The sequence below is a fragment of the Streptomyces sp. HUAS 15-9 genome (assembly GCF_025642155.1).
In the GTDB taxonomy this organism is placed as follows: Bacteria; Actinomycetota; Actinomycetes; order Streptomycetales; family Streptomycetaceae; genus Streptomyces.
On sequence record NZ_CP106798.1, the window covers coordinates 524,005 to 549,759 of the forward strand.

24 protein-coding genes, 1 pseudogene and 1 riboswitch are annotated in these 25,755 nt (G+C 69.8%); of the genes and pseudogenes, 13 read left to right on the top strand and 12 right to left on the bottom strand.

Annotation, left to right across the window (positions count from 1 at the left end):
- Positions 1-53: 53 nt before the first annotated feature.
- Complete coding sequence (locus tag N8I87_RS02320) at positions 54-2,567, bottom strand: non-ribosomal peptide synthetase (protein WP_411577181.1); 2,514 nt, start codon at positions 2,565-2,567, stop codon at positions 54-56.
- Positions 2,568-2,610: 43 nt separating this feature from the next.
- Positions 2,611-5,130: a Pls/PosA family non-ribosomal peptide synthetase gene (locus N8I87_RS02325; RefSeq protein WP_263205023.1), complete on the bottom strand. Its 2,520-nt coding sequence runs from the start codon at positions 5,128-5,130 to the stop codon at positions 2,611-2,613.
- Between the two features lie 442 nt (positions 5,131-5,572).
- On the opposite strand from N8I87_RS02325, the gene sbnA reads away from it, so the two are divergent.
- From sbnA to N8I87_RS02340, 3 genes are all read left to right on the top strand, one after another.
- Positions 5,573-6,571, top strand: a complete 999-nt coding sequence (sbnA, locus tag N8I87_RS02330) for a 2,3-diaminopropionate biosynthesis protein SbnA (RefSeq protein WP_263205024.1) — start codon at positions 5,573-5,575, stop codon at positions 6,569-6,571.
- A 196-nt stretch (positions 6,572-6,767) separates the two neighbouring features.
- Positions 6,768-8,414 carry a serine/threonine-protein kinase gene (locus N8I87_RS02335; protein WP_263205025.1) on the top strand — a complete coding sequence of 549 codons (1,647 nt, stop codon included), beginning with the start codon at positions 6,768-6,770 and terminating at the stop codon, positions 8,412-8,414.
- Complete coding sequence (locus N8I87_RS02340; protein ID WP_263205026.1) at positions 8,411-9,208, top strand: hypothetical protein; 798 nt, start codon at positions 8,411-8,413, stop codon at positions 9,206-9,208. The genes N8I87_RS02335 and N8I87_RS02340 overlap by 4 nt, the downstream gene beginning before the upstream one ends.
- Before the next feature lie 33 nt (positions 9,209-9,241).
- On the opposite strand, the gene N8I87_RS02345 is transcribed toward N8I87_RS02340, so the two are convergent.
- Positions 9,242-9,907, bottom strand: a complete 666-nt coding sequence (locus N8I87_RS02345; RefSeq protein ID WP_263205027.1) for a helix-turn-helix transcriptional regulator — start codon at positions 9,905-9,907, stop codon at positions 9,242-9,244.
- Between the two features lie 209 nt (positions 9,908-10,116).
- Here N8I87_RS02345 and N8I87_RS02350 point away from each other — a divergent pair, with 209 nt between their 5' ends.
- The 6 genes from N8I87_RS02350 (at position 10,117) to N8I87_RS02375 (ending at position 14,201) form a co-directional block, all read left to right on the top strand.
- Complete coding sequence (locus tag N8I87_RS02350) at positions 10,117-10,659, top strand: DUF2231 domain-containing protein (RefSeq protein ID WP_263205028.1); 543 nt, start codon at positions 10,117-10,119, stop codon at positions 10,657-10,659.
- Between the two features lie 31 nt (positions 10,660-10,690).
- Positions 10,691-11,125 (top strand): hypothetical protein, encoded by a 435-nt coding sequence (locus N8I87_RS02355; protein ID WP_263205029.1) that lies wholly within the window; start codon positions 10,691-10,693, stop codon positions 11,123-11,125.
- A 133-nt stretch (positions 11,126-11,258) separates the two neighbouring features.
- Positions 11,259-11,600, top strand: a complete 342-nt coding sequence (locus N8I87_RS02360; RefSeq protein ID WP_263205030.1) for a hypothetical protein — start codon at positions 11,259-11,261, stop codon at positions 11,598-11,600.
- Positions 11,597-12,043 carry a MerR family transcriptional regulator gene (locus N8I87_RS02365; RefSeq protein ID WP_263205031.1) on the top strand — a complete coding sequence of 149 codons (447 nt, stop codon included), beginning with the start codon at positions 11,597-11,599 and terminating at the stop codon, positions 12,041-12,043. Before N8I87_RS02360 ends, N8I87_RS02365 begins: the two co-directional genes overlap by 4 nt.
- A complete protein-coding gene (locus N8I87_RS02370) occupies positions 12,024-12,341 on the top strand; it encodes a hypothetical protein (protein ID WP_263205032.1) in 318 nt (105 codons plus the stop codon). Before N8I87_RS02365 ends, N8I87_RS02370 begins: the two co-directional genes overlap by 20 nt.
- A gap of 243 nt (positions 12,342-12,584) precedes the next feature.
- A complete protein-coding gene (locus N8I87_RS02375) occupies positions 12,585-14,201 on the top strand; it encodes an alpha/beta hydrolase (RefSeq protein ID WP_263205033.1) in 1,617 nt (538 codons plus the stop codon).
- Here N8I87_RS02375 and N8I87_RS02380 read toward each other — a convergent pair whose 3' ends face one another.
- Positions 14,202-15,818: a sodium/solute symporter gene (locus N8I87_RS02380; RefSeq protein WP_263205034.1), complete on the bottom strand. Its 1,617-nt coding sequence runs from the start codon at positions 15,816-15,818 to the stop codon at positions 14,202-14,204.
- A complete protein-coding gene (locus tag N8I87_RS02385; RefSeq protein WP_263205035.1) occupies positions 15,815-16,354 on the bottom strand; it encodes a DUF485 domain-containing protein in 540 nt (179 codons plus the stop codon). Before N8I87_RS02385 ends, N8I87_RS02380 begins: the two co-directional genes overlap by 4 nt.
- A 243-nt stretch (positions 16,355-16,597) precedes the next feature.
- Here N8I87_RS02385 and N8I87_RS02390 point away from each other — a divergent pair, with 243 nt between their 5' ends.
- The gene (locus tag N8I87_RS02390) at positions 16,598-17,605 is read left to right on the top strand and encodes an NADP-dependent oxidoreductase (RefSeq protein ID WP_263205036.1); all 1,008 of its coding nucleotides are present in this window, start codon (positions 16,598-16,600) and stop codon (positions 17,603-17,605) included.
- Entirely contained in the window at positions 17,602-18,429 is an 828-nt protein-coding gene (locus tag N8I87_RS02395; RefSeq protein WP_263205037.1) for an SDR family NAD(P)-dependent oxidoreductase, read from the top strand. Before N8I87_RS02390 ends, N8I87_RS02395 begins: the two co-directional genes overlap by 4 nt.
- Before the next feature lie 414 nt (positions 18,430-18,843).
- On the opposite strand, the gene N8I87_RS02400 is transcribed toward N8I87_RS02395, so the two are convergent.
- From N8I87_RS02400 to N8I87_RS02415, 5 genes and pseudogenes are all read right to left on the bottom strand, one after another.
- Positions 18,844-19,293, bottom strand: coding sequence for a DUF5707 domain-containing protein (locus N8I87_RS02400; RefSeq protein ID WP_263205038.1), 450 nt, complete (start codon positions 19,291-19,293; stop codon positions 18,844-18,846).
- Between the two features lie 167 nt (positions 19,294-19,460).
- Positions 19,461-19,994 carry an iron chelate uptake ABC transporter family permease subunit gene (locus N8I87_RS02405; RefSeq protein ID WP_263216275.1) on the bottom strand — a complete coding sequence of 178 codons (534 nt, stop codon included), beginning with the start codon at positions 19,992-19,994 and terminating at the stop codon, positions 19,461-19,463.
- A gap of 16 nt (positions 19,995-20,010) precedes the next feature.
- Positions 20,011-20,418, bottom strand: a pseudogene (locus N8I87_RS44255) (iron chelate uptake ABC transporter family permease subunit); the annotation flags it as partial.
- A gap of 70 nt (positions 20,419-20,488) precedes the next feature.
- Positions 20,489-21,601: a sensor histidine kinase gene (locus N8I87_RS02410; RefSeq protein WP_263205040.1), complete on the bottom strand. Its 1,113-nt coding sequence runs from the start codon at positions 21,599-21,601 to the stop codon at positions 20,489-20,491.
- Positions 21,598-22,263, bottom strand: a complete 666-nt coding sequence (locus tag N8I87_RS02415; protein WP_263205041.1) for a response regulator — start codon at positions 22,261-22,263, stop codon at positions 21,598-21,600. Before N8I87_RS02415 ends, N8I87_RS02410 begins: the two co-directional genes overlap by 4 nt.
- Before the next feature lie 217 nt (positions 22,264-22,480).
- On the opposite strand from N8I87_RS02415, the gene N8I87_RS02420 reads away from it, so the two are divergent.
- Positions 22,481-23,755 carry a DUF418 domain-containing protein gene (locus N8I87_RS02420; RefSeq protein WP_263205042.1) on the top strand — a complete coding sequence of 425 codons (1,275 nt, stop codon included), beginning with the start codon at positions 22,481-22,483 and terminating at the stop codon, positions 23,753-23,755.
- A 51-nt stretch (positions 23,756-23,806) separates the two neighbouring features.
- On the opposite strand, the gene N8I87_RS02425 is transcribed toward N8I87_RS02420, so the two are convergent.
- Both N8I87_RS02425 and N8I87_RS02430 read right to left on the bottom strand, forming a co-directional pair.
- Entirely contained in the window at positions 23,807-24,379 is a 573-nt protein-coding gene (locus N8I87_RS02425; RefSeq protein ID WP_263205043.1) for a S1 RNA-binding domain-containing protein, read from the bottom strand.
- Positions 24,380-24,482: 103 nt separating this feature from the next.
- On the bottom strand, positions 24,483-24,737 hold the full coding sequence (locus N8I87_RS02430) for a DUF7660 family protein (protein ID WP_263216277.1): 255 nt from the start codon (positions 24,735-24,737) through the stop codon (positions 24,483-24,485).
- 120 nt (positions 24,738-24,857) lie between these two features.
- Between N8I87_RS02430 and N8I87_RS02435 the strand changes: the two genes are divergently transcribed.
- Positions 24,858-25,631 (top strand): VOC family protein, encoded by a 774-nt coding sequence (locus N8I87_RS02435; protein ID WP_263205044.1) that lies wholly within the window; start codon positions 24,858-24,860, stop codon positions 25,629-25,631.
- A gap of 51 nt (positions 25,632-25,682) precedes the next feature.
- Positions 25,683-25,751: riboswitch (guanidine-III (ykkC-III) riboswitch) on the top strand.
- Positions 25,752-25,755 lie beyond the last annotated feature (4 nt).

Below are 25,755 nucleotides of genomic sequence, written 5' to 3' on the forward strand. Positions count from 1 at the left end.
GATGTGGCTCATGTGGATGTGGTTCATGTTGATGTGGTTCGGTTCGATGTGGTTCAGCAAGCGGTCATCGGTTCGGGCGCTTGGCGCTCGGTTCGGTCGTCGACCAGGGCGGCCAGGTCGGTGAGGACCGGGTGTGCCATGACGTCCTTGAGGGACACGGTGCGGTCCAGGGCTATGGCGAGCTTCACCGCCGAGAGGGAGTTGCCGCCGCGGTCGAAGAAGTGGTCGCGGCGTCCGATGCGCTCTTCCGGCACGCCGAGGACATGGCCCCAGGCGGCGGCCAGCCGCTGCTCGGTCGGAGTGGCCGGTGGCTCGTGAGCGTCCTCGCTGCCGGCGCACTCGGTGGCGAGCACCGTCAGCGCCTTCTTGTCGATCTTGCTGTTGGCGGTCAGCGGAAGGCTTTCGCACCAGTGGAAGGCGGCCGGGACCATGTAGGCGGGCAGCGAGGCACCCAGCCGGTCGGCGAGGCTCCCGGAGTCGACGGGGTTCTGAGCGGAGTAGAAGGCGACCAGGTGCTTGCCGCGATCGGCGCGCTCGGTGACCACCACCGCGCCGTCGCGGACACCGGGCAGGCCCAGCAGGGCGTTCTCGATCTCGCCGATCTCGATCCGGAACCCGCGGATCTTGACCTGCGCATCGCGTCGGCCGAGGAACTCCAGCTTGCCCGAAGGATGCCAGCGGCCGTAGTCACCGCCGAGATAGAGCCGTGTGCCGGTCCGGTGCGGATCGTCGAGATAGGCCGCTCGGGTGCGTTCGGGATCGTTGATGTAGCCGCGGCCGACACACACTCCGGAGAACGCGATCAGGCCCGGCGCACCGAGTGGCACCGGTGCGAGGTGTTCGTCGACGACGTAGATGCGCACGTTGTTGACCGCCCGGCCGAGCAGGATGCGTTCCGGTGCCCGGTGCATGATCTCGTGGTTGGTGTCGTCCGAGGTCTCGGTGAGCCCGTAGGCGTTGACCAGCCTGATCCGGGGCTGGGCGGTGAACCAGCGCTCGGCGAGTTCCTTCTTCAGCGCTTCCCCGGTGACGGACACGTACCGCAGATCGGGCAGCGCGCGGGGGCGCTGTTCGAGCTCGGTAAGAACGGCTTCGAGGTAGGACGGCACGACCTGGACGACGGTGGCCCTGCCCTCGGTGACGGTGTCGAGGAATCGGGGGACGTCAAGGATGGCGTCCTGCTCGACCAGCAGGGCTCGCCCACCGGTCAGCAGGGCGCAGAGCAGTTGCCACAGGGAGATGTCGAAGCACTGCGGCGCGGTCTGGGCCACCACATGTCCTTCACCGATCTCGAGGTCGTCGATCTTGGCGTAGAGGTGGTTGAGCAGACCGGCGTGTTCACACATGGCGCCTTTCGGCTCACCGGTGGAGCCGGAGGTGAAGTAGATGTAGGCCAGTTGGCCGGGCGTGACCGGGATGCCGAGATCGTCGTCCGCGTGGTCTTCCTCGTACGCCGCCTCGACGAAGAGCCTCTCGACTCCGGGCAGCGAGTCGACGGCCCGGTCGAGGGTGGTGGTGCTGCCGGGTTCGGTCAGCGCCAGGGCGCAGTCGGCGCGGGAGAGCATGGCGGCGATGCGTTCGGCCGGGAAGTGCGGCTCGATGGGCAGGTAGGCAGCTCCGGACTTGAAGACCGCGAGGACCGCAGTCAGCCAGTCCAGGTTGCGTTCGGTCACCACCGCGACGACGCCTTCGCGAACCTGCCCACGGGCGGCAAGGGCGCGGGCCACCCGGTTCGCCCGGGCGTTGAGCTCCGCATAGGTCCACTGCCGGCCGGCGTGCACGGCGGCGACGGCATCCGGATGCATCCGCACCCGTTCCTCGAACAGCTCATGCACCCTCGCGTTCGGCAACTCTCGTTCGGGTCCTGCGAGTTGCTCCAACTGAAGGCGTTTTTCCGCGGCGGACAGCAGGCTCTGGCGGGCGTGTTCGGCATCGGGGTCGGCGGTCATCAGCGCCAGCGCGGTCAGGTGGTAGCCGGCGATGCGGGCGGCGCTCGTGGAGTCGAGCATGTCGGTGCGGTAACGCAGTCGCAGCACGAGCCGGCCGCCGTGGTGCCGGATGCCCACGCGCAGCGCGGTGTCCTCGGTGAGGTCCCCGTCGACCGCGGTGAGATCGAGGACGGTCTCGAACACCGGCCCGGTGAGGCGGAGTTCGCGCCGCAGCTGGTCGAGGTCCTCGGCCGGAACGGCCTGGTGCGCCCGCAGTGCAGCGACCGTCTGATGGCTTATGTGCGCCAGTTCCCACCAGGAGGCGGGTACCGTGGTGAGCCGGCACGGCAGCGGGCGGCCGTTCTCGGTGACGTAGCCGGTGGTGATCTCGCGCTCCGCGGACAGTGCCGCGAGGACCTTGGCGTGCGCCGCCAGCAGAAGCGAATCGATCGGTACCGCCAGTTCGTCCGCCAGTCGGCGCAGCCCGGCCACGGTACCGTCGGGGGCTTGTGCCTCGTACTGGCCGACGCCGGGCGTCGGGTGAGGGGTCCAGCGTGGTGCGGGGGTGAATCCGCCGGCTGTCAACACGCCGCGCCAGTACTCCAGGCCGTCGCGGGTGTGGTTCGGATGCGTTGTCATCGGGTCATTTCCTCTGCTTGTTGCCGGTGTCGGTGTCGTGGGATCAGTCGCCGCAGGCTCCGGCGGCGAGGGCGGCGTCGGTCTCCCGGCGGCTCTCGGGCTGGGTCTTGGGGCCGGGCATGTCCCGGGCCGGGTTGCCGGCCCACTGGGCGTGCGGGGAGACTTCCTCGCCCTTCATGAGGAAGGAGTCGGGGGCGAGCACGGCACCGTCGCCGATCGTCACGCCGTAGTGGACGAAGGCACCGACCCCGAGGGTGCAGCCGCTGCCGAGGGTGCTGCGGTCGGACTTGAAGGCGCCGTCCTCCTGCGAGTGGCACTGGACCACGGTCCCGGCGTTCAGCGTGGTGTCGTCGCCGATGGTCACGAGGGTGCGCTCAGGGAAGAAGCAGCCGTCGTCGAAGACCCGCTTGCCGATCCGGGCTCCCAGGAGCCGCCAGATCATGCTCTTGAAGGGGGTGCCGTCGAACACCTGGATGTAGTCGACCGAGGCCAGCTTCCAGAAGCGCTCGTGGCGCCAGAAAGGGGGCTCGTAGATCGAGCAGTACAGCGGCTTCTGTGTCCTGAATCCGGTGGAGGCCCGTTCGATCAGCGCGAAGTAGACGACGGTGAACGTGAGCGTGAGGACACCGGCCAGGGCGATCGCCGGTGCGCCGAGCGAGGGATAGAGGCCGGCCGCGCCCATGGTGATGAGGGTGATCACGAAGAGGTGGAGGAACCGCGCCGACAGGTACAGGCCGGCGGTCACGGCATTGTGCCTGTTCTTGGCGGCCAGGCGGCGGCGCCGTTCGTCGCCGGTCTCCAGGTGGCTGAACCTGTTGTCCCGCATCACCGTGCGCGGGATCTCGAAACTGGGTGAGCCCAGCAGGCCCACGCCCTCACGCACCGGACCGTCGATCGGGACCATGACCTTCGTGGCGAGCAGACAGTTGTCGCCGGTCTTGCCCTGGGAGGGGTAGGCGATGCGGTTCCCGAGGAAGTTCCGGGGGCCGATCGACGTGCGGGACACACGGAAGGACGTGCTGGAGAAGTCGGCGTTCATGAGGGACAGTCCGTCGGCGATCATGGTGCCGGTGCCGACAGAGCTCAGGTAGGGGTTGTCGTGCTGTACTTCGGTGCCGAAGTTGGACCCGGTCTGCTCGACTCGCGACAGGTCGTATCCGAGGTAGCGCAGGTAGTGCACGATGGCGGAGCTGTCGCCGAAGAGCGCGGTGAAGAACTTCCTGTTGGTCATCAGCGCGATCGCCCGGTGGATGCCGTAGTGGAAGCCGTACAGCGGATAGACCTTGCCGGGCTTGATGGCCCGGTTGAGGACGCGCGGCACGGTGCCCACGACGAGGAGGCCGGCGAGGAGGGAGCCGAAGAAGACCACCAGGGACGCGGTCAGCGCTTCGACGTAGAAAGCCGGGCTGCCCACCGGCCGGGGCTCCAGGAATGCGTGCAGCTCCGGGACGCCGGCCAGCAGGGCGCTCGCGCCGCCCATCGTCAACGGCAGCCACACCACCAGCAGGCTCAGCAACTGCATGGCGCCGTATGCGGTCCTCGTGCGGGTGGGGCAGTCGGCGGGGCCGACGGTCCGGTAGTCCACGTCGGCCGGCTGCGCCGGGGAGCCGTGCCAACGCGCGCCGGCGGGCACTGCCTGGCCGGCGTGCAGCGAGGAGGCGTGGCCCAGCTGGGAGCCGTCGCCCATCGAGGTGTCGATGTCGAGGACCGTGTGCTCGCTGACGAGCACCTTGCTGCCGAGCGTGACCCGGCCGGTCTGGATCAGGCCGCCGCGTGCGCGGTAGCAGGACAACTGCACGTCCTTGCGGATGACCGTGCCGTCCCCGACCGTGAACAGATCAGTACAGACCGGGGCCGTACGCGTGAGGATCGTGACGCCCCTGCCGATCCGCGCACCCAGCGCCCTGAGGTAGAGCACGTAGAGCGGTGAACCGACGAACAGGCGCACGGGGCTGGTGCGGATCAGGGTCTTGACGATCCAGAAGCGCAGATAGGCCGTGCCCCACAAGGGAAACTCGCCGCATCGCCAACGGCCGACGAGTGTCCACTTCGCCACGATCGGGAAGGTGCACAGGCCGAGAAAGGCCACGGCAGCGAACAGGACCGACCGCAGGTAGAGGTCGAACAGCCCCGAGCCTGCGGAGATCCAGTCATAGCCTTCGGCGACAGCGAAGGCGGCGAGGCAGGAATAGGCCAGGAAGACCAGGAACTGCACCATTCCGCAGACGACGAATCGCCGGGTGGCGGCCGCGGTCCCCGCGTCGGCCGGCGGACGTGCCTGTGCCTGTGCTGTCGATTCCTCCGGCGGCGGCTGGGACGGGACGGAAGCGGGCGCGGTGTCGGAGAGTGCGACGGCCAGGCTCCGGATAGTGGGGTACCGGTAGATGTCCTTCATGGACACCGTCGGCAGATCCTCCCGCTTCCTCACCCGCGCACAGAACCGCGCCATCACCATGGAATCGGCGCCCAGGTCGTTGAAGAAGTGACTGTCGGCCGCCACCTGCTCGACTTGTACGACGCCGGCCAGCACCTCGGCCAGAAGCCTCTCCATGACGGTCGTCATGCCGGTCGAGGTACCGGTAGATCTGCCGGTGTATCCACCAGTGGAGACGTCACTCGGAGCGGCCGCACATACGCCCGCGGTTCTATCCAGCACGATGGCTCCTCGAAGTCGATTCGGTGCGTGTCGATCGGTGCGTACGGATTCGTGACGCCCGCCTCTCCAGTAGGCCCGAGCGGGGAATTCCTGTCCCGTCCCTGAATTTCGGGTCTTGACACCGAACGCCGGTCTTGTTACTCGACCGCTCCCCCGCCCCAGCGGCGCCGCCTACGCGCACACGAAGCGCATGTCAAGCCCCGAATTTCGGTGGCATGACACAACCGCTCCGAATTGGGCGTACTGGAGACGTTCCGGCGAGTCGAAACTCACCGCCGAATTCCCCTCCCCCCTGCGGCACCGAGACGGATCAGCGGCCTGAAGGCCTCCCCTGATCGAGGAGACGAGCATGCCTGTCATATCCGCCCCCCAGGCCTTCAATCAGGACGACCTCTACGTCGACCTCGAGGGAATCTTCGAGCACCCCTTGTTCCTCAAATGCGAGGGATTCAATTTCGCGGGCTCGATCAAACTCAAGGCCGCCACCGAAATGGTCGAGGCCGCCGAACGCGACGGCCGGCTGACGCCGGACTCGATTCTGGTGGAGTCGTCCTCGGGCAACCTGGGCGTGGCCCTGAGCATGATCGCGGCCAACAAGGGATACCGGTTCGTGTGCGTGACCGACTCCCGCTGCAACCTGGCGACCCGGATGATGATGGAGGCCCTGGGCAGCCAGGTCCACATCGTCACCGAGCCCGATCCGGTCGGCGGCCTGCTCGGCGCACGCATCGGACACGTCCACGAACTGTGCGAGTCCGACGACCGGTATGTATGGCTCAACCAGTACGCCAACCCCAGCAACGGCACGGCCCACTACCGAAGGACAGCCCCGGCGATCGCCCGGCAGTTCCCGGACCTGGAAGTGCTGTTCGTCGGGGCCGGGACCACCGGGACGCTGATGGGCTGCGCACGCTATTTCCGCGAGTGGCACCGGCCGGTGCGCATCGTGGCCGTCGACGCCATCGGCTCGGTGACCTTCGGCGGCGCACCTGGCCGACGGATGATTCCCGGTCTGGGCACCAGCAGGCGCCCGCCGTTGCTGGACGAGTCGTATGTCGACGATGTGGTGCGTGTGGCGGAGGCCGACACCGTTCGGGCCTGCCACCGGCTGGCCAGGCGTGGGTTTCTGTTCGGGGGTTCCACCGGCACCGTGGTCAGCGGCGCGATGGCCTGGCTGGCTCGTCAGGAGGAGCGGGAACTGACCGCGGTGGCCATCGCCCCGGATCTTGGTGAGCGGTATCTGGAGACCATCTACCAGACCGCCTGGGTGGAGGACCTGTACGGCGATGACGTCCTCGACTCCGTCCCCGACTCCCGGCCGCTGAGCATCCCGTCCCAGGCAGCCTGACCCCGGGTGGGACCGACTCGCCCACGACAGCCTGCGAGCGGCCCCACCCCGCGTACTTACCGGCCGGAATGGCGAACCCGTGACGGCCCCGGCACCGCACCGCAACCGTGGTGGCCGAAAATGTGTCTCTCAAAGCGTGCCCGAAGCCTTGGAGTGAACGGGATTCCGGTGGCACGGCGGATCGGGGGGGGACGGAATGAACGCATGGGCGGTGCCCGGATACACCGAGTCGCTGGAGCTCGGTTCGGGGGCGAGCGGACGGGTCGTACTGGCCGTGCACGAGGAGACCGGCGTTCCGGTCGCGGTGAAGTACCTCAGCGACTCACTGCGCACCCGACCGGACTTCGTACACGAGTTCAGGGCTGAGGCGCGACTGCTCGGCGGACTGGAAAGCCCGTACGTCGCCGAACTGTATGAATACGTCGAGAGCCCGGACGGCGCCGCCATCGTGATGGAGCTGGTGGACGGAGTCTCGTTGCGGACCCTGCTGACCAGGGAGGGTCCGCTGGATCCCGAGGCCGCGCTCGTCGTCCTCAAGGGATCGCTGCTCGGCCTGGCCGACGCGCACCACGTCGGCGTCGTGCACCGCGACTACAAGCCGGAGAACGTCCTGGTCGTACCGGACGGATCGTCCAAGCTCGTCGACTTCGGGATCGCCGTGGACACCGGCACGAGTGTCGGCATCGCGGGCACCCCTTCCTACATGGCTCCGGAACAGTGGACCGGCGCCCCCGCCTCGCCCACCGCCGATGTGTACGCGGCCACGGCCACGTTCTTCGAGTGCCTGACGGGCCACAAGCCGTACGCGGGTGACAACCTCGCCGAACTCGCCCTGCGGCACGTGGACGCGCCCATCCCCACGGACGAGGTCCCCGAGGCGGTACGGGAACTGGTACGGCGCGGACTGGCCAAGGACCCGGGGGAACGGCCCACCCACGCCGAGGCGTTCGTCTCGGAACTGGAGGCGGCCGCCGACGCCGCCTATGGGCCGGACTGGGAGGAACGCGGCCGCGGCCGGCTCGCCGCCCTGGTGGCACTGCTGCCGCTGCTGCTGCCCTCCGCGCGCCACACCCCGCACACCACCACGGACATCGCACGCACGGTCCTGGCTCAAGAGGCGGGCCACCACGGCCGGATCGGGTCGTGGCTCCCCGGCCGGCCCGGGATGCTGGTGACCGCCGCGGCGGTGCTCCTGGGCATCCTCCTGGCCTACGGCGCCCAGCACACCGCGGCACCGGATCCGCAGCAGGCGGCGCAGGCGCTGGCCACCACCAGCGCCCGGCCCGGCATGACATCGCCCGGGCCCACCGCACCGACTTCGCCGGCCCATCCGTCCTCGTCCCCGACGCCCACCACATCCTCCAGTGCGTCGCCCTCGGACGCGGAGACCTCGGGGACCCCCGGCACCGACAACCCCTCGGCATCGGCCACCACGGCTCCGTCCGAGGCGACGACGACCGGCGGGACGACCACCGATCCGGCGCCGACGACCACCTCCCCCGCCCCGCCGGCCGCTCCCGCCGTCAAGGACGTCGCCGTGTCGGCCTTCCGGCAGACGGGTCCGTCCACGGGCACGGCGACGGTCGACATCACCACGGACGGCACCGGGCCGGTCTCCATCACCGTCTCGTGGTTCACGAGCAATGTCCCAGGCGCGCTCGGCGCCCCGGACGGCGCGTCCCAGACCTTCCAGCGCAATGGCGCCACCCACTACACGATCCCCGTCGACCACACCTTCCAGAGCACGGGCTGCTACTGGGCGGTGCGGGCCACGACGGCCCCGGCCTCCGCCGACGGCGGCGCCTCTCAGCAGCTACTGACCAGGCAGTGTGAGCTCCGATGACCACACGCGACGACAGCACCCCCGCGCCCGCCGAGGACAGCGAGCCCACGCGCGTGCTCGGCTCCGGCGACGAGCACGCCCCGACCGTCCACCTCCCCGCCACCGGGGAACGCCCACCGGCCGACGAACCCGGCCCGGCCGACGCCGAGTACAGCGCCACCGTCCTCGGCAGCCACTGGATCCAGCGGCCCGAACGCGACGACACCAAGACCCTCGCCGAGAACACCGCCACCCTCGTGGAGCCGGAGCCGACCGTTACGAAGACGGCGTCGACCGCACCGGCGCAACCGGACCGTGTCGAGGGGACCGTGCTGCGTTTCGGCCCGGGAGTGACGGCCGCTGTCGCCCATCGCACGCACAGAACGCTGCCCGCCGTGCCACAGGCCCCGACGACGCCTCGGCGGCGCCGCCTGCGCAGACACGCCCTGCCGGCACTGGTGCTGATCTGCGTCGTCGCGTTCCTGCTCTGGCAGCGCCTCGGTCCGTCGGTGGAGGTGCGCACGGTGGCGGTCACGGCTCGGCCGACGGCTGTCGGGTGCGACGACACCGCGGACGTCGTCGGCGTCGTCACCACGAACGGCCGACCGGGCAAGCTCTCCTACCGCTGGATCCGCAGCGACGGCACCACTTCGGGCGTCCTGCGCGAAACGGTGGTCCGAGGCCAGAAGCGCGCACGGCTGCACCTCCTGTGGACCTTCCAGGGCATGGGCCACTACCGGGCACGGGCCGAACTACTCATCCTCTCCCCCACACACCGCACGGTCGCCACCCACCTCACATACGACTGCCCCTGACCGTCGTGCTCCGGCGAGCTCGGCTCGTGGAGGTCAGCAGTCTTCGGCCGCCTGGTCGTCGTCTGCGCTGCTGCTGGGACCGAGCCGGACGCAGCACTCCCCCGGCTCGGGGGCCAGTACGGCTTGGACTCCGTTGACCTCAAGGCCGTTCAGATAGCCGCTGAGAAAGGCCTGGTTCATGCCGCACACCAGGTCGGGGGCCTTCTCTGCCAGCGGGTGGAAGGGACAGTTGCGCAGTCGAAGGCGGGTCGGGGTTTCACGAACGGGCTCGTAGCCGTACCCGTCCAGCAGGCGCTCACAGGCGGTCAACCCGCGCTCCGGGCCGAGGCGCCCCGGGCGGGTCTCCTCCCGCGCGGCCTCCCCCATCCGTCGGCCTCGCTGCTCGGCGGTCCGTACCGCTGCCTGCGCGGCGTTCTCGTCCGCACGCTCGGTCAGCACGGCATCCAGGAGAAGGTCCGCCAGGAGTTCATGGCGCCGCTCGGGGATGCTGACGCTGATCTGGGCGTCAGTGGGTTCGTACACCTTCGGCTGTCTGCCGACCTTGCGGATCCCGCCCGGAGTTTCGTACCGCGCGCACAGCAGGCCGGCTTCGACGAGCTTGTCGAGGTGGAAGGCCGCGAGCTTGCGCGAGATGCCGACGCTGGCGGCGGCCTCGTCGCGGGTGACGGCGCGGCGGGCACGCCGGATGAACATGAACATGCGCCGCCGTGAGTCCTCGCTCAGGACGCTGACGGAGTCTATGGCGGCGCCAGCCGCGCCGACCTGCGGAGTCGAGTCAGGAGTCACGAGAACACGGTAACTCCAGCTTGGATGGGCACAACCATTCTTTCTGGTCTTCTGTCCTGCATGCCTTGACGCGCGTCATCAATAAGTCCAAGTATTGTTGGTGAAACCGGTGGGAGGTTGCAATGGCCACTGAGTCTCAGCTCCAGGCGAAGCGACCGGTCACTGCCGCGCTCGCCGGACCGTACGGCCACCCGTTCCACCCGATCCTGGTGACGGTGCCGATCGGTGCGTGGGTGGCCAGTCTGGTCTTCGACATCGCTTCCCGTTTCGTCCACCGGCCGGGGTTCCTGACCCAGGGCTCGGAGTGGTTGATCGCGGTGGGGGTGATCGGTGCCCTGCTGGCGGCCATGGTCGGGTTCCTCGACCTGTTCGCGATTCCCGTCGGCAGCAGGGCCTTTCGTACGGCCCTGGTCCATATGACGCTGAACCTGCTGGTGACCGCCGCCTACGTCGTCAACTTCCTGTGGCGGTACAGCGACTACGCCGACGGCGGGAGTGTCGGCGTCGGCAGGCTCGTCCTGTCCGCGGTCAGCCTGGCGGTCCTGGGCGTCTCGGGATTTCTGGGCGGCAAGCTCGCCTACCGCTACGGCGTACGGGTCGCCGACGAGAGCACCCAGGCCGAGGGATTCACGCCCGGCCCACGTCGCCCGACGTCGTCCGGCTGACATCGATCTCGTCCTCACTCGGGAGTTCCCCATGGACATCGCCGCATTGATCGCCTGGGTGGTCACCGCCTCCGGTGGCTTCTACATGCTCGGCACCTGGATCCAACGAGGCGGAATCCGGCAGCAGCAGTCCGGCAGCAGCCGTATGCCCGCGCCGGTGGTCTTCGGACACTTCGCCCTGGCCGCGGTCGGCCTGGTGGTGTGGATCATCTATGTCGTGGCCGACAAGAGCGCCCTGGCCTGGACCGCGTTCGGTCTGCTGCTACCGGTCGCCCTGCTGGGCTTCGTGATGCTGGCCCGCTGGATCCCCGTCCATCGCGAGCGTGCCGCGGCGGCTTACGGCGCCGAGGTGGACGTCCCCGCCGAGCGGCACTTCCCGCTGCCGGTGGTGCTGGCCCATGGGCTGTTCGCCGTGGTGACCCTCGTTCTGGTCCTGCTCACCGCCGTGGGCATCGGCGGCAGCTGACTCGACCTGCCAGGTCGGCGCCGGTCTCGCCCGGCGCCGAGGGGAGCTTGCATCCGGTACCTGGGTACAGGTTTACCGTCAGTGGTGTCCCGGGCTGCGGTTGCTCGGGGACGCTGTGACGGGAGTGAGCGCGATGACCGATCTGGGATGGGTGCCCCGGTCCTGCACTCTGCCGACGACGGAGCGGCCCCTGCGGGTGGCGGAGTGGGACACGCTGTTCGGCGAGCGGCTGACGGACGTGTCCCGGCCTGAGCCGTTGCTCCTGCGCCTGGAGTTGTCAGGCGGCGGTGTTCAGGAGCGGGTCCGCGACCTGGCCGAGCGGGAAAGCGGCTGCTGCTCGTTCTTCACGTTCAGCGTTGCGGGCGAAGGCTCCCGAGTGCGCTTGGACATCGCGGTGGATCAGGTGCACGCGCCGGTCCTGGACGCACTCGCCGACCGGACCGGAGCCCTGGCCGGAGCGGGGGAACAGGCGTGAGCGAGGAGCTGCGCAGCGGTCAGGTCGCCGAGGCTGCCGGTGTGAACATCCAGACCCTGCGTTATTACGAACGTCGCGGCCTGCTGGCCGAGCCGCAGCGCAGTCCCGGCGGACACCGGCTGTACGGCGACGACGCGGTCACCGCGCTGCGCGTGATCAAGGCAGCCCAGCGCCTCGGCTTCACCCTGGACGAGGTCGCCGAGTTGCTGGAGACCGGCCGCCACCGCCACGGCCGACCCGTAGCCGGGCTGCAGGAGCGCGCGAAGGCGAAGATCGCCGAGGTCGACGCGAAGATCGCGGACCTGACCACCATCCGCACGGCCCTGACCACCGCCGTCGACGCGGGCTGTGACGACCTGACCGCGTGCGCCGACAGTGCTCACTGTCCCATCCCCTTCACCGACCTCGCCGAGGAGCATCGTCATGCCGGACCCTGTTGCTGACCCGCGCGTCCGCCGGACACCGAAGACGTTGGCGGGCCTCGCCGGGCTGGCCTGCCTGGCCTGTTGTCTGCTGCCCGTCCTGATAACGGCGGGAGTGGTAGGCGCCGGGGCCTCCGCCGTCGTGGGCCCGCTGCCCGCTCTCGCCCTCGCTCTGGCCGCGCTGGCCGGGGCCACGTGGTGGTTCGGCCGACGCCGCTCCGCATGCTCTTGCGGGTCCGCGGCCAGGAACGAACACGGATGCGGCTGCAAGGCCGACAACGACCCCCTGAAGATCACCGGTCCCGTCCGTAGTCCGTAGGCAGGGCCGGCCGCGCCCAGGCCCGTCACTCTTCGCACGGCTCTCGAGCAGGCCGCGGGACGAGCTCCGTCGGCGCGGCCTTCATGCCGGAAGGGGCTTGGTCCGTTCGGCCGTCATGAGCTGGCGTGCCGTGTCCGACCACGGTGTTGTTGAAGCGGATGCGCAACGGCACAAGGGGCGCTGGTGACGTGAGGCGCTTGGCTGCGCGGGGCGGAGCTGAGGGACAGAGCTGAAGGACTGAGCATGGCCATATCCGGCTCCATAGCCGTCCGAGCGCGTCGTGCCGCTGCCGTCGCCACGGCGGTGAGCTGCTTGGCGGTCGTAGGCACCGCACAGAACGTCAGCGCGGCCGACGGACCGGCGCCGTCGGTGCCTCCGCGGTTGGAGTGGAAACCCTGCGCTCGGGGCCCGGAGTTCGACTGCGCGACCGTGAAGGTGCCGCTGGACTACCTCCACCCCGGTCGTCGCACCATCGAACTGGCGGTCGTCAAGCGGAAGGCGACCGGCCACGGCCGGCGTATCGGCACCCTGTTCTTCAACCCCGGCGGTCCCGGCGGCCCCGGAACGGTGGAGATGCCGCAGAACTACCAGTTCTTCCCGCAGGAGATACGGGAGCGGTTCGACATCGTCAGCTGGGATCCACGCGGAGTCGGCAACAGCACCGCCGTGAACTGCTTCGCGAGTCCCGAGGCAGCCAAGGCCTGGATGTCGGGCAGGCCGGCCGGCTTCCCCGTGGGCGAGCGGCAGCGGGCGGCCTGGATCGCCGCGTACAAGGATCTGTCCCGGCGCTGCCGGCAGCGCGACCCCGAGCTTCTGCGCCATGTGTCGACCGCGGACAGCGCCCGCGACCTCGACCAGCTGCGCCGGGCGGTGGGTGAACCACAACTGACCTACCTGGGCATCTCCTACGGCACGTTCCTCGGCGCCACTTATGCCAACCTCTTTCCCGGCCAGGTCCGCGCCATGGTTCTCGACAGCAACATCGATCCGCAGGCCTGGACGAACCACGCCTCCGACGAGGAACCCGAACTACCGGTGTTCCTGCGCATGGGTTCGGACCGCGGCGCGGCGGCAACCCTGGACCAGTTCCTCACCCTGTGCGGATCGACCACCACCGACGGCTGCGCCTTCTCGGCCGGCAGCCCCAGAGCGACGCGGGACAAGTTCGACGAGCTGACGCGGCGTCTTCGGACACATCCCGTGGGCGCGTGGACCTACGGCCGGTCGATCGGTGACGTGGTGAGCGCCCTCAACGTCGTCCACCCCGGCTGGACGGAGCTCGCCGGCAAGTTGCAGGACCTGTGGCAGGGACGCGTACCGAAGCCGTCCGCGCCCCAGCCCGCACCGCCCGTACCGGTCCCGTACCTGGGCGAGGAACAGGGTGGTGCCGTGCTCTGCTCCGACAGCCCCAATCCACGCGACCCCGGTGTCTACCACGCACTGGAGGAGGCAGCCGCCATCAGCGCGGGCGATGCCGGGCGCTTCTGGACCTGGGCGGCGGAGCCGTGTGCCACCTGGCCGGCGGTCGCCACGAACCGCTATCGAGGCCCGTGGAACCGGCCGACGGCCCACCCGGTGCTGGTGGTCGGCACCAGATACGACCCCGCCACGCCCTACCGGGCAGCGCAGGCCATGGCCGAGGATCTGGCCGACGCCCGCCTGCTCACCAACGACGGGTACGGGCACACCACCATGCTCAATCCCAGCAGTTGCGTCGACGCGTACGAGAGCCGCTACCTCATCGACGGCACCCTCCCGCCGGCCGGAGCGACGTGCCGTCCGGACAGGGCCCCGTTCACCGCACCCGAGCCGCGGGGCGGCGTCGCCACGGGCGGCGGCGGGCTGGCCGCCGCCTCTTGATCACTCCGCCGCGGCGAGCAGCCGTGCCTCGTTCTCCTCGTACAGCCGCTGGTTCTCCTGGCTCTGGGCGGCGTTGCGTCGGTGGTCCAGACGGCTGCCCAGCCAGCCCGCCAGATAGCCGACCGGGATGGAGACCAGGCCGGTGGACTGCATGGGGAACCAGCCGAAGTCCGCGTTCGGGAAGACCGAGGCCGGCGTGCCCGAGACGGCCTTGGAGAAGACCATCAGCACGAGGGCGCTGGCAGCGCCTCCGTAGAGACTCGCGAGCAGGCCGGTACGGGTGAATCCTCGCCAGAAGAGGGAGTAGGTCAACGCGGGGGCCACGGCCGACGCCCCGATGCAGATCGCCAGTGTCGTCAGCACGCCGACGTCCCAGTTCTGGACCAGGGTGGAGAGCGCGATGGCGGCGGCTCCCACGGCCACGCTCGCCCAGGCCGCCACCGTCATCTCCGTACGCGGCGCCGCCTGTCCGCGCCGCGCCGCGTGGGTGAACAGGTCGTGGGCGAGCGACGAGGCCGCGGCCAGGGTCATCCCCGCGACCGAGGACAGCAGGGTGATGAACACCGTGCCGGCGACGGCCGCGTAGAGGATCGTCGAGCCCGCGGAGCCGGGGCCGCCGCCGAGCATCCGGGACAGTATGAGCACCGACGTCCTGCCGTGCGGGTCGGCCGCGGTGATGTAGCGGGATCCCACCAGGGCCGCCGCACCGGTCCCCAGGATGATCACGATCAGGCAGAAGGTCGTGACCGTGCCGACCGCCCACGACATGGAGCGGCGCACGGCGGGTACGTCGCGTGCGGAGTACAGGCGCATCGTGATGTGCGGCAGGCAGGCCGCGCCGAGGATCACGGTGATCTGGAGACTGGCGAAGTCCAGCCGGTCACCGGCGGAGGTGCCCAGTTGCAGACCCTGCTGGAGGTAGGCGGAGCCGGCGCCGCTGCCGTGCTGGGCGGCCCGGAGGATGTCGCCGGGGTTCCAGTCGAAGCGGTTCAGGACCAGGACGGCGACGACGAGACTGGTGCCCAGCAGGATCACGATCTTGATCATCTGGATGAGGGCGGTGCCGCGCATGCCGCCGATCGCCGCGTAAATGATCATCAGGCTGCCGACGAGGACGATGCATGTCGTCCTGGCGCCCCCCGAGTGCGGGATGCCCAGGATGAAGGTGAGCAGCGACCCGGCCCCGGAGAGCTGGACGACCAGGAAGGGGAGGGTCGCCGCCAGGGTCACCACGCAGGAGGCGATACGGACGGCCCGCCCGGGCATGTTGCGGGCCAGGACGTCGCCCATGGTGAACTTGCCGGCGTTGCGCAGGGGTTCGGCCAGCAGGAACATCAGCAGCACCAGCGACATGGCGGTGCTGACCGCCAGGACATAGCCGTCGTATCCGGCGAGCGCGACGATGCCGGTGGTGCTCAGCACCGTGGCCGCGGAAATGTAGTCACCGGCGATCGCCAGGCCGTTCCTGAGCGGCGTGAGCGAGAGATAGCCGGTGTAGAAGTTCGTCAGGTCGTCGCGGTCCGGTCCGGCCATCACGCACATGAGAAGGGTGAGGGTGACCAGGACGGTGAACAGGATCAGGACGGTGGCCTGCGTCCCGGAGCCGAAGTCGGTCATCGCGCCACCCCGGCGTTCCGGGCCGCCGACGCGTCCGTCCGTTCCCTGACGAGCCGTGCCAGCGGGTCCACGGAGCGTCGTGCGCTGCGTCCGTACCAGAGGATCGCCGCGAAGGTGACGACGAGCTGGAAGACGCCCAGCGCCATGCCCAGGCTCACCTCTCCGGCGATGGCGGATCCCATCAGGTCCGGCGCGAAGCAGGACAGCAGCACGTACAGCACGAAGGAGCCGAGCGCGGTCAGCGTGGAGACCCGGCGCAGCACGCGGTAGGCCGAGCGCAGGGCAACGAGGTCGGCGTTCTGGCGCCCGGTCTCGCGCGCGTACGGTTCCTGCCGGGGAGCGCGTCCGTACGGGTCGTACGGCAGGGCGTCGTATCCGTACGAGTCGTACCGGGGGACGTCGCGTCCGTACGACTGCTGCCACGGATCCCGCGCATACGACTCGTGCTGAGGAGTGTGGCCATGGGACCGGTCCTGCGGCCGCGACCAGCCCGTCGGTGCGGGTGGCGGATGCCGGTGGTCGTCGGCGTATGTCATCGCATGGCCTTCCGGTACGGCTCTGATCCGTGGGGACGGGCAGGGAGAGCGGGCGTGACCGCGCACGTTACCGACCGGTTGGAATGCCTGATAACCCTGTTGGGCGTTACGTTTTCGGCTCGATCCGGCATCCGGTCGGGCGCCTGAGAACAAGATCACCGAGGCGATGTGGCGAAGATCACGCATCGCCACGTACCTACTGGTCGGTATGGTCACCAGGAGCCGTGAGCGACAGGAGGCAGGATGTCTGCGACCAACCGTCAGATCCGTCTGGCAGCGCGCCCCGTGGGTGACGTGAAACCCGAGGACTGGGAGCACTGTTCCGGGCTCGTCGAGGAACCGGGCCCGGGGCGGTTCGCTGGCCGGACGCGCGTCATCTCCCTGGACCCGGCCATGCGGGGGTGGCTGGACGACCGCCCCTCCTATCTGCCGCCGGTGGGCATCGGTGAGGTGATGCGCGCCGGATCGGTCATCGAGGTCACCGCGTCCAACCATCCCGACTACCAGCCGGGCGACCACGTGGTCGGCACGTTCGGCGTCCAGGAGTACGTGGTCTCCGACGCCCGGGGCGCCATGAAGATCGACACCTCCCTCGCCCCGCCCTCCACCTATCTGGGGGCGCTGGGCATGCCCGGCATGACCGCCTATTTCGGCCTGCTGGACGTAGGGGCACTGAAGGACGGCGAGACCGTGGTGGTGTCCGGGGCGGCCGGCGCGGTGGGAACCATCGTGGGTCAGATCGCGAAGGCCAAGGGCTGCCGGGTCGTGGGCATCGCCGGAGGGCCGGAGAAGTGCGCGCTGCTCACCGACGAGCTGGGATTCGACGCGGCGATCGACTACCGCGCCGAGGACGTCAGGAAGGCGCTGCGCCTTCACGCCCCTGACGGCATCGACGTCTACTTCGACAACGTCGGAGGGGAGATCCTCGACGCCGCCCTGACCCGTCTGGCGATGCACGCGCGCGTCGTGGTCTGCGGCGCGATCAGCCAGTACAACAACGACACGCCGGTCCACGGCCCGTCCAACTACCTCTCGCTGCTGGTGCGTCGCGCCCGCATGGAGGGCTTCGTCGTCTTCGACTACGCCAAGCGCTACGCGGAGGCCGCACAGGAGATCTCCGCCCTGATCGGCGCCGGCCGCATCAAGGTCAAGGAACACGTGGTGAGGGGCACTCTGGACGACTTCCCCGAGACGCTGCAGATGCTCTTCCGCGGCGAGAACGTCGGCAAGCTCGTGCTGGAGCTGTCGTGACCGCCGGCGAGAGCGCGACCGTCGCCGCACGGAGCGCACAGGCGGACGGCGGCCCGCTCCAGGGCAAGGTGGCCATCGTCACCGGCGGTGCCAGCGGGCTGGGCCGGGCCTCGGCGCTGGCGCTCGCCGAGGCCGGGGCCCAGGTGGTCGTCGCCGACCTCGACGCGCGGGGCGGCCAGGAGGTCGCCGACCTGGTCGGCGGCCGGTTCCGCGCCTGTGACGTCTCGGACCTCGACGCCAACCGCGCCCTGGTCGACTTCGCCCAGGAGCAGTACGGCGGCGTCGACATCGCGTTGCTCAACGCGGGGGTGGCGACCGGCTGCGGGGTCGGCGAGGACTTCGACCCGGCGCGCTACCGCCGTGCGATGGGCGCCAACCTCGACGGCGTCGTCTTCGGTGCCCACGCGGTGCTGCCGGCACTGCGGGCGCGCGGTGGCGGCTCGATCGTGGCGACCGCGTCCCTGGCGGGCCTGGCGGCGGTGCCGCTCGATCCCCTGTATGCGGCCAACAAGCACGCCGTCGTCGGACTCGCACGCTCTCTGGGACCGGCCCTCGCGCCGGACAACGTGCGCTTCAACGCCGTCTGCCCGGGGTTCGCCGAGTCGCGGATCATCGACCCGCTGCGCGACATGCTCTCCGAGCAGGGACTGCCGGTCATCCCGGCTCAGGTCGTCGCGGACACGGTGCTGCGGATCGTCACCGGCGACGGCACCGGGGAGTGCTGGTTCATCCAGGCCGGCCGCGAGCCGGAGCCGTTCCGCTTCCGCAATGTGCCCGGTCCCGGTTCCAGTTCCGGTTCCGGCAAGGTCGCCACCGGTATCTGAGAGCGCACACGGCAAGCTCGGCTGGGCGCGGGGTACTTCTGCCCCGCGCCCAGCGCTGCCGCTCGGCCGACGGTCGGCCTGGAGGGAACCTGGGAGGCTGGTCCTTCGCCTCGAACGGCAACCTCGTCGTCACCTTCGGCGGCACCGTGGTGACGCCGTAACCGGCCGCCCCCCGGCCTTCATCCCCGGCGCCGGCGCCCCTTGCGCAGTTGGACGACCGCCGCAGTGACACTGTCGGCGCGTGCTGCGCTGTATGGGATGACCCCGCCACGGGGCACGCGGTACCCCTTTCGACACTGGCTTCCCGGAGGGGTATCACCCACCGCGGCAGGCAGGCGTACCCTCCCCCCGTCGCCTGCCTGCCCCGGGCCTTCACCTGCGCTCCGGCGTCGGGTAGGAGGGCGTGACAGATGTTCAGCGAGTCACAGTGAAGTCCGCCGCCCTGGGCACGAACACCGTGTCGCCGTCCTTCGCGGTGACAAGGACCGCGACGTGCCACGACCCGCGCGGTGCTGTGGCGGCGTCCGTGCCGGAGACCTTCGCGGTGTACCGGCACGTAGCGGCTCCGTCCCCGGCTGCCGTGCACGTGGCGGACTCGACGGCGGACATCTCCTTCGCCGTCGGAGCCGGCTTCATACTCCCCGGCCAGGCCAGAACCTTCACGCTCCGCACTCCCGAGTCATCGGTCACCCGGGTCGTGAAGGAGATCGAGCCGTCGTGGCCGGTGGCCGGCGCCATGTAGTCGGCGGAGCTGTCCTTCACCACCGGTCCGTCCTCGGACGCCTGCGCCACGAAGGCGTAGGCACCGGCCGCCCCCAGTACGGCAACAGCGGCGAGCCCGGAAACAATGATGCGCCTGGACATGAAACCAGCCCCCGTAAACAGGTCAATCACCTTGTGTGTCCACCGCGTTCGCGGCGTCGGCTTCATGCTCGCGCAGCGGTGGCCCCCACGGCATGAGCACACCTACTCATGCCACATACTCAGGTCGCGCACGAGTTGCCGGTACGACGTGGCGGGGCTCGACGCCCTCACCAAGTGGACGTCGTACACCACTCCGGCGGACGTGCGCCCCATGGCTTCCCCCATGGACACAGTGCCGCGCGGACGGCGGCCTCGACGTGGGCCGCCAGGTTCGCGTGGCCGGCAGCGTTGGGGTGCACGATCGTGGCCCGGTTCCCCTCGGAGCACTCCATCGTGATGTGAACCAGCGTCAATTCCGTCGGCCAGTACGGGGCTGCCTGCCCGCAGAAGCCTTCCACCCACTTCGTCGCCCGGGGCCGGCACGCGTCGTGGCCGACGCTGGAGGTGGCGGTGTCGGTATCTCGGATCGACTCGCGGTCCAGCAGCAGGCGTGCGATGTCGTCGACCACCAGGAGATGGGGGACGACCAGCCCGACCCAGCCGATCAGTCCGCCCACGCAGACGCTGGCGGTGGTCAGCAACGTCGCACTGACGACAAGGACGACCCGCAGCGCCTTCACCGGCACGCCCAGGGCCTGGGCCTCCTCGTCGCCGAACGTCAGGACGTTCAGCCTGGAGCGCAGCAGCCAGACGACGGCCAGCCTGGTCCCCGGTCACCCTGTTGAGCCCGCCCATCAGCCAGAAGGTGATCGCCGGCAGGGTGTCGTCCGGATCGGCCATGTACTTCAGGAGACTCGTCCCGGCACTGAACAGGGCCCCGATGACCACGCCTGACAGAACCAGCCCCAGCACTTGGTCCCGCCTGAGCGCTTGGCCGATCGACCAGGCCACCAGGACCGCCACCATCCCGCACGCGAAGGCGAACGACTGGATGCCCGTGCTGCCGAGTCCCAGGGTGATGGCCAGACTTGCTCCAAAACCGGCGCCCGCGGAGGCTCCGACAGGGGCCGGCGGGTTCTTGAACATGCCCCGGTAAACGGCGCCCGCTGTGGACAGCGCCAGCCCGATGGCCAGTGCGGCGACGAGCCGGGGCAGCCGGATGCCGAAGATCACGTGCTGCGCCACCGGGTCGACCCCGCCACTGCCGAGCAGCTTCGCCTGCAGCGCGCCGGGCCCTCCCGCGTGATCGGCCCTGTCACCCGTTCTGTTCGACGGGCAGTTCCAGGTGGAGTTCGTAGCCGCCCTCGGCCGTGGGGCCGGAGGTGACGCGGCCGCCGAGGAGTTCGGCGCGTTGGCGCAGGCCGGCGAGGCCGTGGTGGGCGCTGGGCAGGGCGAGTACGGGCCGGGTGGGTGCATCGTTGGTGATGAGGGTGTGGACGGTGCCGTCCTCTTGGCGGATCTGGACGCTTGCCGAGGCGCCGGGAGCGTGTTTGCGGACGTTGGTGAGGGCTTCCTGCACCGTGCGGTAGACGGCGCGCTGGACGGTGGGCGGAAGGGAGGTCGGCAGGTCCGTCTTCAGCTCTGTTTCGATACCGCTGCTGTCGACGAGGCTCTGCAGGTCGGCCAGGGACGGCTGGGGGGTGAGTTCTGTGGGGCGGCTGCCGGAGGCGCGCAGCACGCTGACCATGTGCCGCAGTTCGTCGAGCGTCTGCACACTGAGCTGCCGGATCGTGGCCGCGGCCTTTCTGGTCTGCGCGTCCTGGCTGCCCACCTGGAGCGCTCCGGCCTGTACGGCGATCAGGCTGACCTGGTGGGAGACCACGTCGTGCATCTCGCGGGCCAGTTGGGCGCGTTCCTGGGCGAGGATGCTCTGGGCGGCCAGCTGCCGTTCCTGCTCGCGTGCCTCGGTGATCTCGGCGAGCCGCAGGGACAGGTCGCGTCGGGCCTGCACGAGCTGGCCCAGGAAGACGGGTGCCGCCGCGGTGGCCAGGGTGTAACTGATGTGCAGGAGGGTGTCGATCTGGTCGAGTTCGGCGGCCTCCAGGGACGACCAGGGCCAGGGCAGGAAGTCGATGACCCCGTAGGTCAGGGCGCAGCCGGCCAGCAGGACGCGGTGGCGGCTGAGCGAGGAGAGCGTGTACAGCGCGGCGATCGTGGCGAACACCGCGTCGGAGAGCATGGCCGTGGGCAGGGTGAGGACGAAGGTTGCCAGTGGTGCGCGACGACGCAGGGACAGGGCTCCGGCGGCGAGCAACGCGCAGGCCATGGGCAACGGCGAGTCGAAGCCGACACGGCCCCACGCGTCCACCAGCGCGAGCAGCACGAGGACGGCGTCCACCAGCGGAGCCGGCACCCCTCGGCGGCTCACCCGGCGTCCTCGTCCTGCGACGGCGTGAGCAGGCCCGCTCGCTCGGCGACCAGCACCGCCTGCACGCGGCTGCTCACGCGCAGTTTGCTGAGTACGGCGCTGACATGGCCCTTCACCGTGCCGGTGCTCAGGTGCAGCCGTTCACCGATGTCTGTGTTGGCCAGGCCCCGGGCCATGAGCACGAGGACGGCGCGCTCGCGCTCGGTCAGCCGGGCCGTGAGGTGGACGGCGGGCTCACGCACGTCCTTGTCGAGGTAGGCGTCCACCACCGTACGTGTGACCTTGGACGACAGCACGGTCCCGCCCTCGGCCAGGGCTCGTACGAGGTAGGGCAGCTGCTCCGGGTCGGTGTCCTTGAGCAGAAAGCCGGCCGCGCCCGAGCGCAGGGCGGTCGCCACGTATTCGTCGGCGTCGAACGTGGTGAGCATGGCCACCACCGGGGGGTCCGGCATACGGCGCAGGTCGGCCAGCACGCTGAGCCCGTCCACGTCCGGCATCCGGATGTCCAGCAGAACGACGTCGGGGTGTGACTCGCGCACCGTTCGGACGGCCTCGCCGCCGGGGACGGCTGCCACGACCTCGATGTCGTCCGCCGCGTTGAGGATGTGCGTGAAGCCCCCGCGGACCAGGGCTTCGTCGTCGACCACCAGGACCCGGATCACGTGCGCTCCGCTCGTCGCATACTCCCGTTCGATCCGTACCACGGCGGGGGCCGTTCGTCGGCAGGCCGAAGGCGATTCCCGCCGATTGGCGGCGCCGCTCCGGCCGGTCGACCGGGGTGGCTTCGGTCGCTCGGCGGGGTGGTTCAGGCCGTTCGGGAGGGTGTCTTCGGATATGTGCCCTGTGAGCGGGGTGCGGTATTCGGCACACTCTGGAGACATGGCCCAGAACGCATCGCCGGACGTACCGGCGGCGGTGTCACGTCCGCTCGAGACGCAGCGCGCCTCCGCCCCGGCCGATGCGCCGTCGCGCGGACGACTGTCGCCCGGACGACTGATCGGCATAGACCTGGCTCGCGGCCTCGCGGTCTTCGGCATGTACTCCGCTCATGTCGGCCCGGACGTGTCGATCGGCGGACCCCTGGGGTTTCTGCTGGAGACGGCGCGGGGCCGCTCGTCCGCGCTCTTCGCGCTGCTCGCCGGGTTCTCGCTGGTCATCATCACCGGACGGCCCCGCTCCCGGACCGGGCGCGCCGGCCGCCAGGCGGTCGGCCGAGTCGTGATCCGTGCCGCCGTCCTCCTGGTGCTCGGATACGCCCTGACCGCGCTGGGCACCGACGTCGACGTGATCCTCAGCTTCTACGCGCTGCTCTTCGTGACCGTCCTGCCGCTGTACCGGCTGCGGGCGGGAACGCTGGCGCTCGTCGCCGCCGCGGGGGCGCTGATCCTGCCGCAGGCGCTGCATGTGATCCGGAATTCGATCGAGGAGGGGAACTGGGCGGACACCGTCACCGCCTGGGACCCACTGGCGCGGATGACCGGCACCGACGGCATCACCGAACTGATGTTCATCGGCGCGTATCCGGTCCTCACCTGGATACCGTTCCTGCTCGTCGGCATGGCAGTGGCCAAACTCGATATCACCCGGCCCGGCGTCCGGGCCCGACTGGCCATCACCGGTGCGATGCTCGGCCTCCTCGGCTACGGCGGCTCCTGGCTGGCCCTGCGTCTGGTCCCGCACGCCCTGACGGCCGTCGCGGACGCCACGGGCAGTTCGGCAGCGTCGGCATGGTGGTCGGACACCGTGGGCGAACCCGACGGTCACGCCCCGCTGGCCTGGCTGCTGGTGGCCGCGCCGCACAGCCAGACGACGTTCTCCATACTCGGCAACACCGGTGTCGCCCTGCTGGTCGTGGTCGTCTGTCTGACCGTCGCGGACCGGATGCCACGGCTCACGCGTCTGGCCACACCCGTCTCGGCGGTCGGCATGATGGCGCTGACGGTCTACGTCCTGCACATCGTCGCCCTCTGGTTCTTCACCGACGTCTGGTACGTGGCCGCGGTCCAGGACAACACGATGGCCGCGCTCCCCGCTCTGCTCGCCTTCATAGGGGCCGCAGCCCTCCTCGCAACCGTGTGGACCCGCCTGTTCCGCCGAGGCCCCTTCGAGCACCTGCTCCACCTCGCCACCCGGCCCGTACAGCACATCAAGTAGGCACCGCCGCCCAGAACTGCGGAGATCCGAGTCGGCGACACCGTCGTGCTCTCACCGGTGTGCGGGTGGGCCCTGTCGCCGCGAGAGGGTCAGTCTGCGTTGCTCCCGGTCGATCGCCGCGACGACGACCGTGATCTCGTCGCCGGACTGGACGGCATCCGACGGGTATTCGACCGGCTCCGGGGTGAGTTCGCGCAGGTGGACCAGTCCCTCGATGCCATCGGCGACCTGGACGAAGACACCGAACGGGACCAACTTGGTTATACGTCCACGTAGTTCCTGTCCTACGGCGGTGCGGTCGGCGAACGTCTGGAAGGGGTCCGGCCGCGTCGCCCGCAAGGACATTCTGGCCTCCAGATTCCATGTGTCGAACTGAAGGAACTCACCGGAAACGCGCTGGCCGACCTGTACGACGTCCGAAGCCGCTTCGAAACGCGTCCAGGACAGTTCGGGGACCGTGATGATCGCCTCCGCCCAGGGGCCCGGTGTGCGCCCGTCCCAGCCGATTTCACGCTCCCGCTCCGGGCGCCGGGTCAACACCACGACCTCATGCCCGGCGGCCGTCATCGCACGGTCCAGGACCGTACCCACCTGCCCGGTTCCCCCGGGTAGCACTACCTTCATCGCGCCCCCTCGACTTCGGTGGGCACAAGCGTAGCCGCCAAATTTGAACGCGTTCAATTGGGGGGTCGCGGGAGAGCAGTACTGCCCGAACGCGCTGCTCGGGTTACTCGTGGACGACGGCGGCGCTCAACGCGCGGGCGAAGAACGTCCAGTCGCCGTGCTCGGGCATCTCCTGGTGGAAGTTCCCGTACCAGCCGGGGGCGTCGTTGATCCAGGCGGCCAGCGCATCCAAGAAGCGATCCAGGGTGGCGTTCTCGCACTGCGCGCCCCCGCACCCCCTGGTTCCGACGTGGCGGAAGCCGAAGCCCTCGTGCAGACGGATCGACGCGGTGTTGCCGGCCTCCATATCCGCGATCATCACGTCAGGTTCCCCAGCCCGGGTGAAAGGGTCGGGACATTCGGGCCGTTACGCCGGGCGCCGCCCGGGGGGGGCGGCATAGTGACGAGGGCTCAGCACCGGACGCGCAGGAGGAAACGTATGCTCGGCACCGACTTCCGCGCCGGGTCACCCGTCTGGATCGACCTCGGCAGCCCGGACCTGGACGTGGCCGCCGCCTTCTACAGCGCCGTCTTCGGCTGGCGGTTCATGTCCCTCGGGCCCGAAGCGGGCGGGTACGGGCTCTTCCAGAAGGACGGGAAGACCGTCGCCGCCCTCGGGCCGCTGACCGAGGAGGACGCCCAGCCGGCCTGGACGACGTACTTCCGCAGCGACGACATCCAGGCCACCGCCCGTGATGTGGTCACCGGCGGCGGCCGGGTGCGCGTCGAGCCGATGAGCGTGGGCGAGGGGCGACTGGCCCAGTTCACCGATCCCCGGGGCGCGGAGTTCGCCGTGTTCGAAGCCGGGGCGGGCCTGGAGAAGACGTCCGAGGACAACACGCTGGTGTGGGTCGAGCTGCAGGTCGCGGACCCGGAAGCGGCCATCCGCTTCTACCACGGGCTGTTCGGCTGGCGTACTCGGGAGATGCGGGCGCCCGGCATGACGTACCGGGTCCTGAGCATCAGGGACGGCGACCAGGAGGAGGGGTCCTTCGGCGGCGTGGCTCCGCTTCAGGGGGAGCACGAAGTGGCGCGCTGGGTGCCGTACTTCGCCGTTGCCGATGCGGATGCCGTCGTCGCCGCGGTTCAGGGAAACGGCGGGACGGTGCTCATGCCGGCCGCGGACGTACCGGACGTCGGGCGTATCGCCTGGCTGGCGGACCCGGCCCAGGCGGTGTTCGCCGTACTGAAGCCGAACCCGCGCCAGAGCTGACGGCCGTCAAAGAGTGCTCGCCCGCGTCTGACATGCGGTGATAGCGTCCAGCCGGAGGCGCACACGCGTGTCTCCCCGGACGAGATGTGCGCCGTACCCGGTCCGCCAAGACGACGCACTTCGG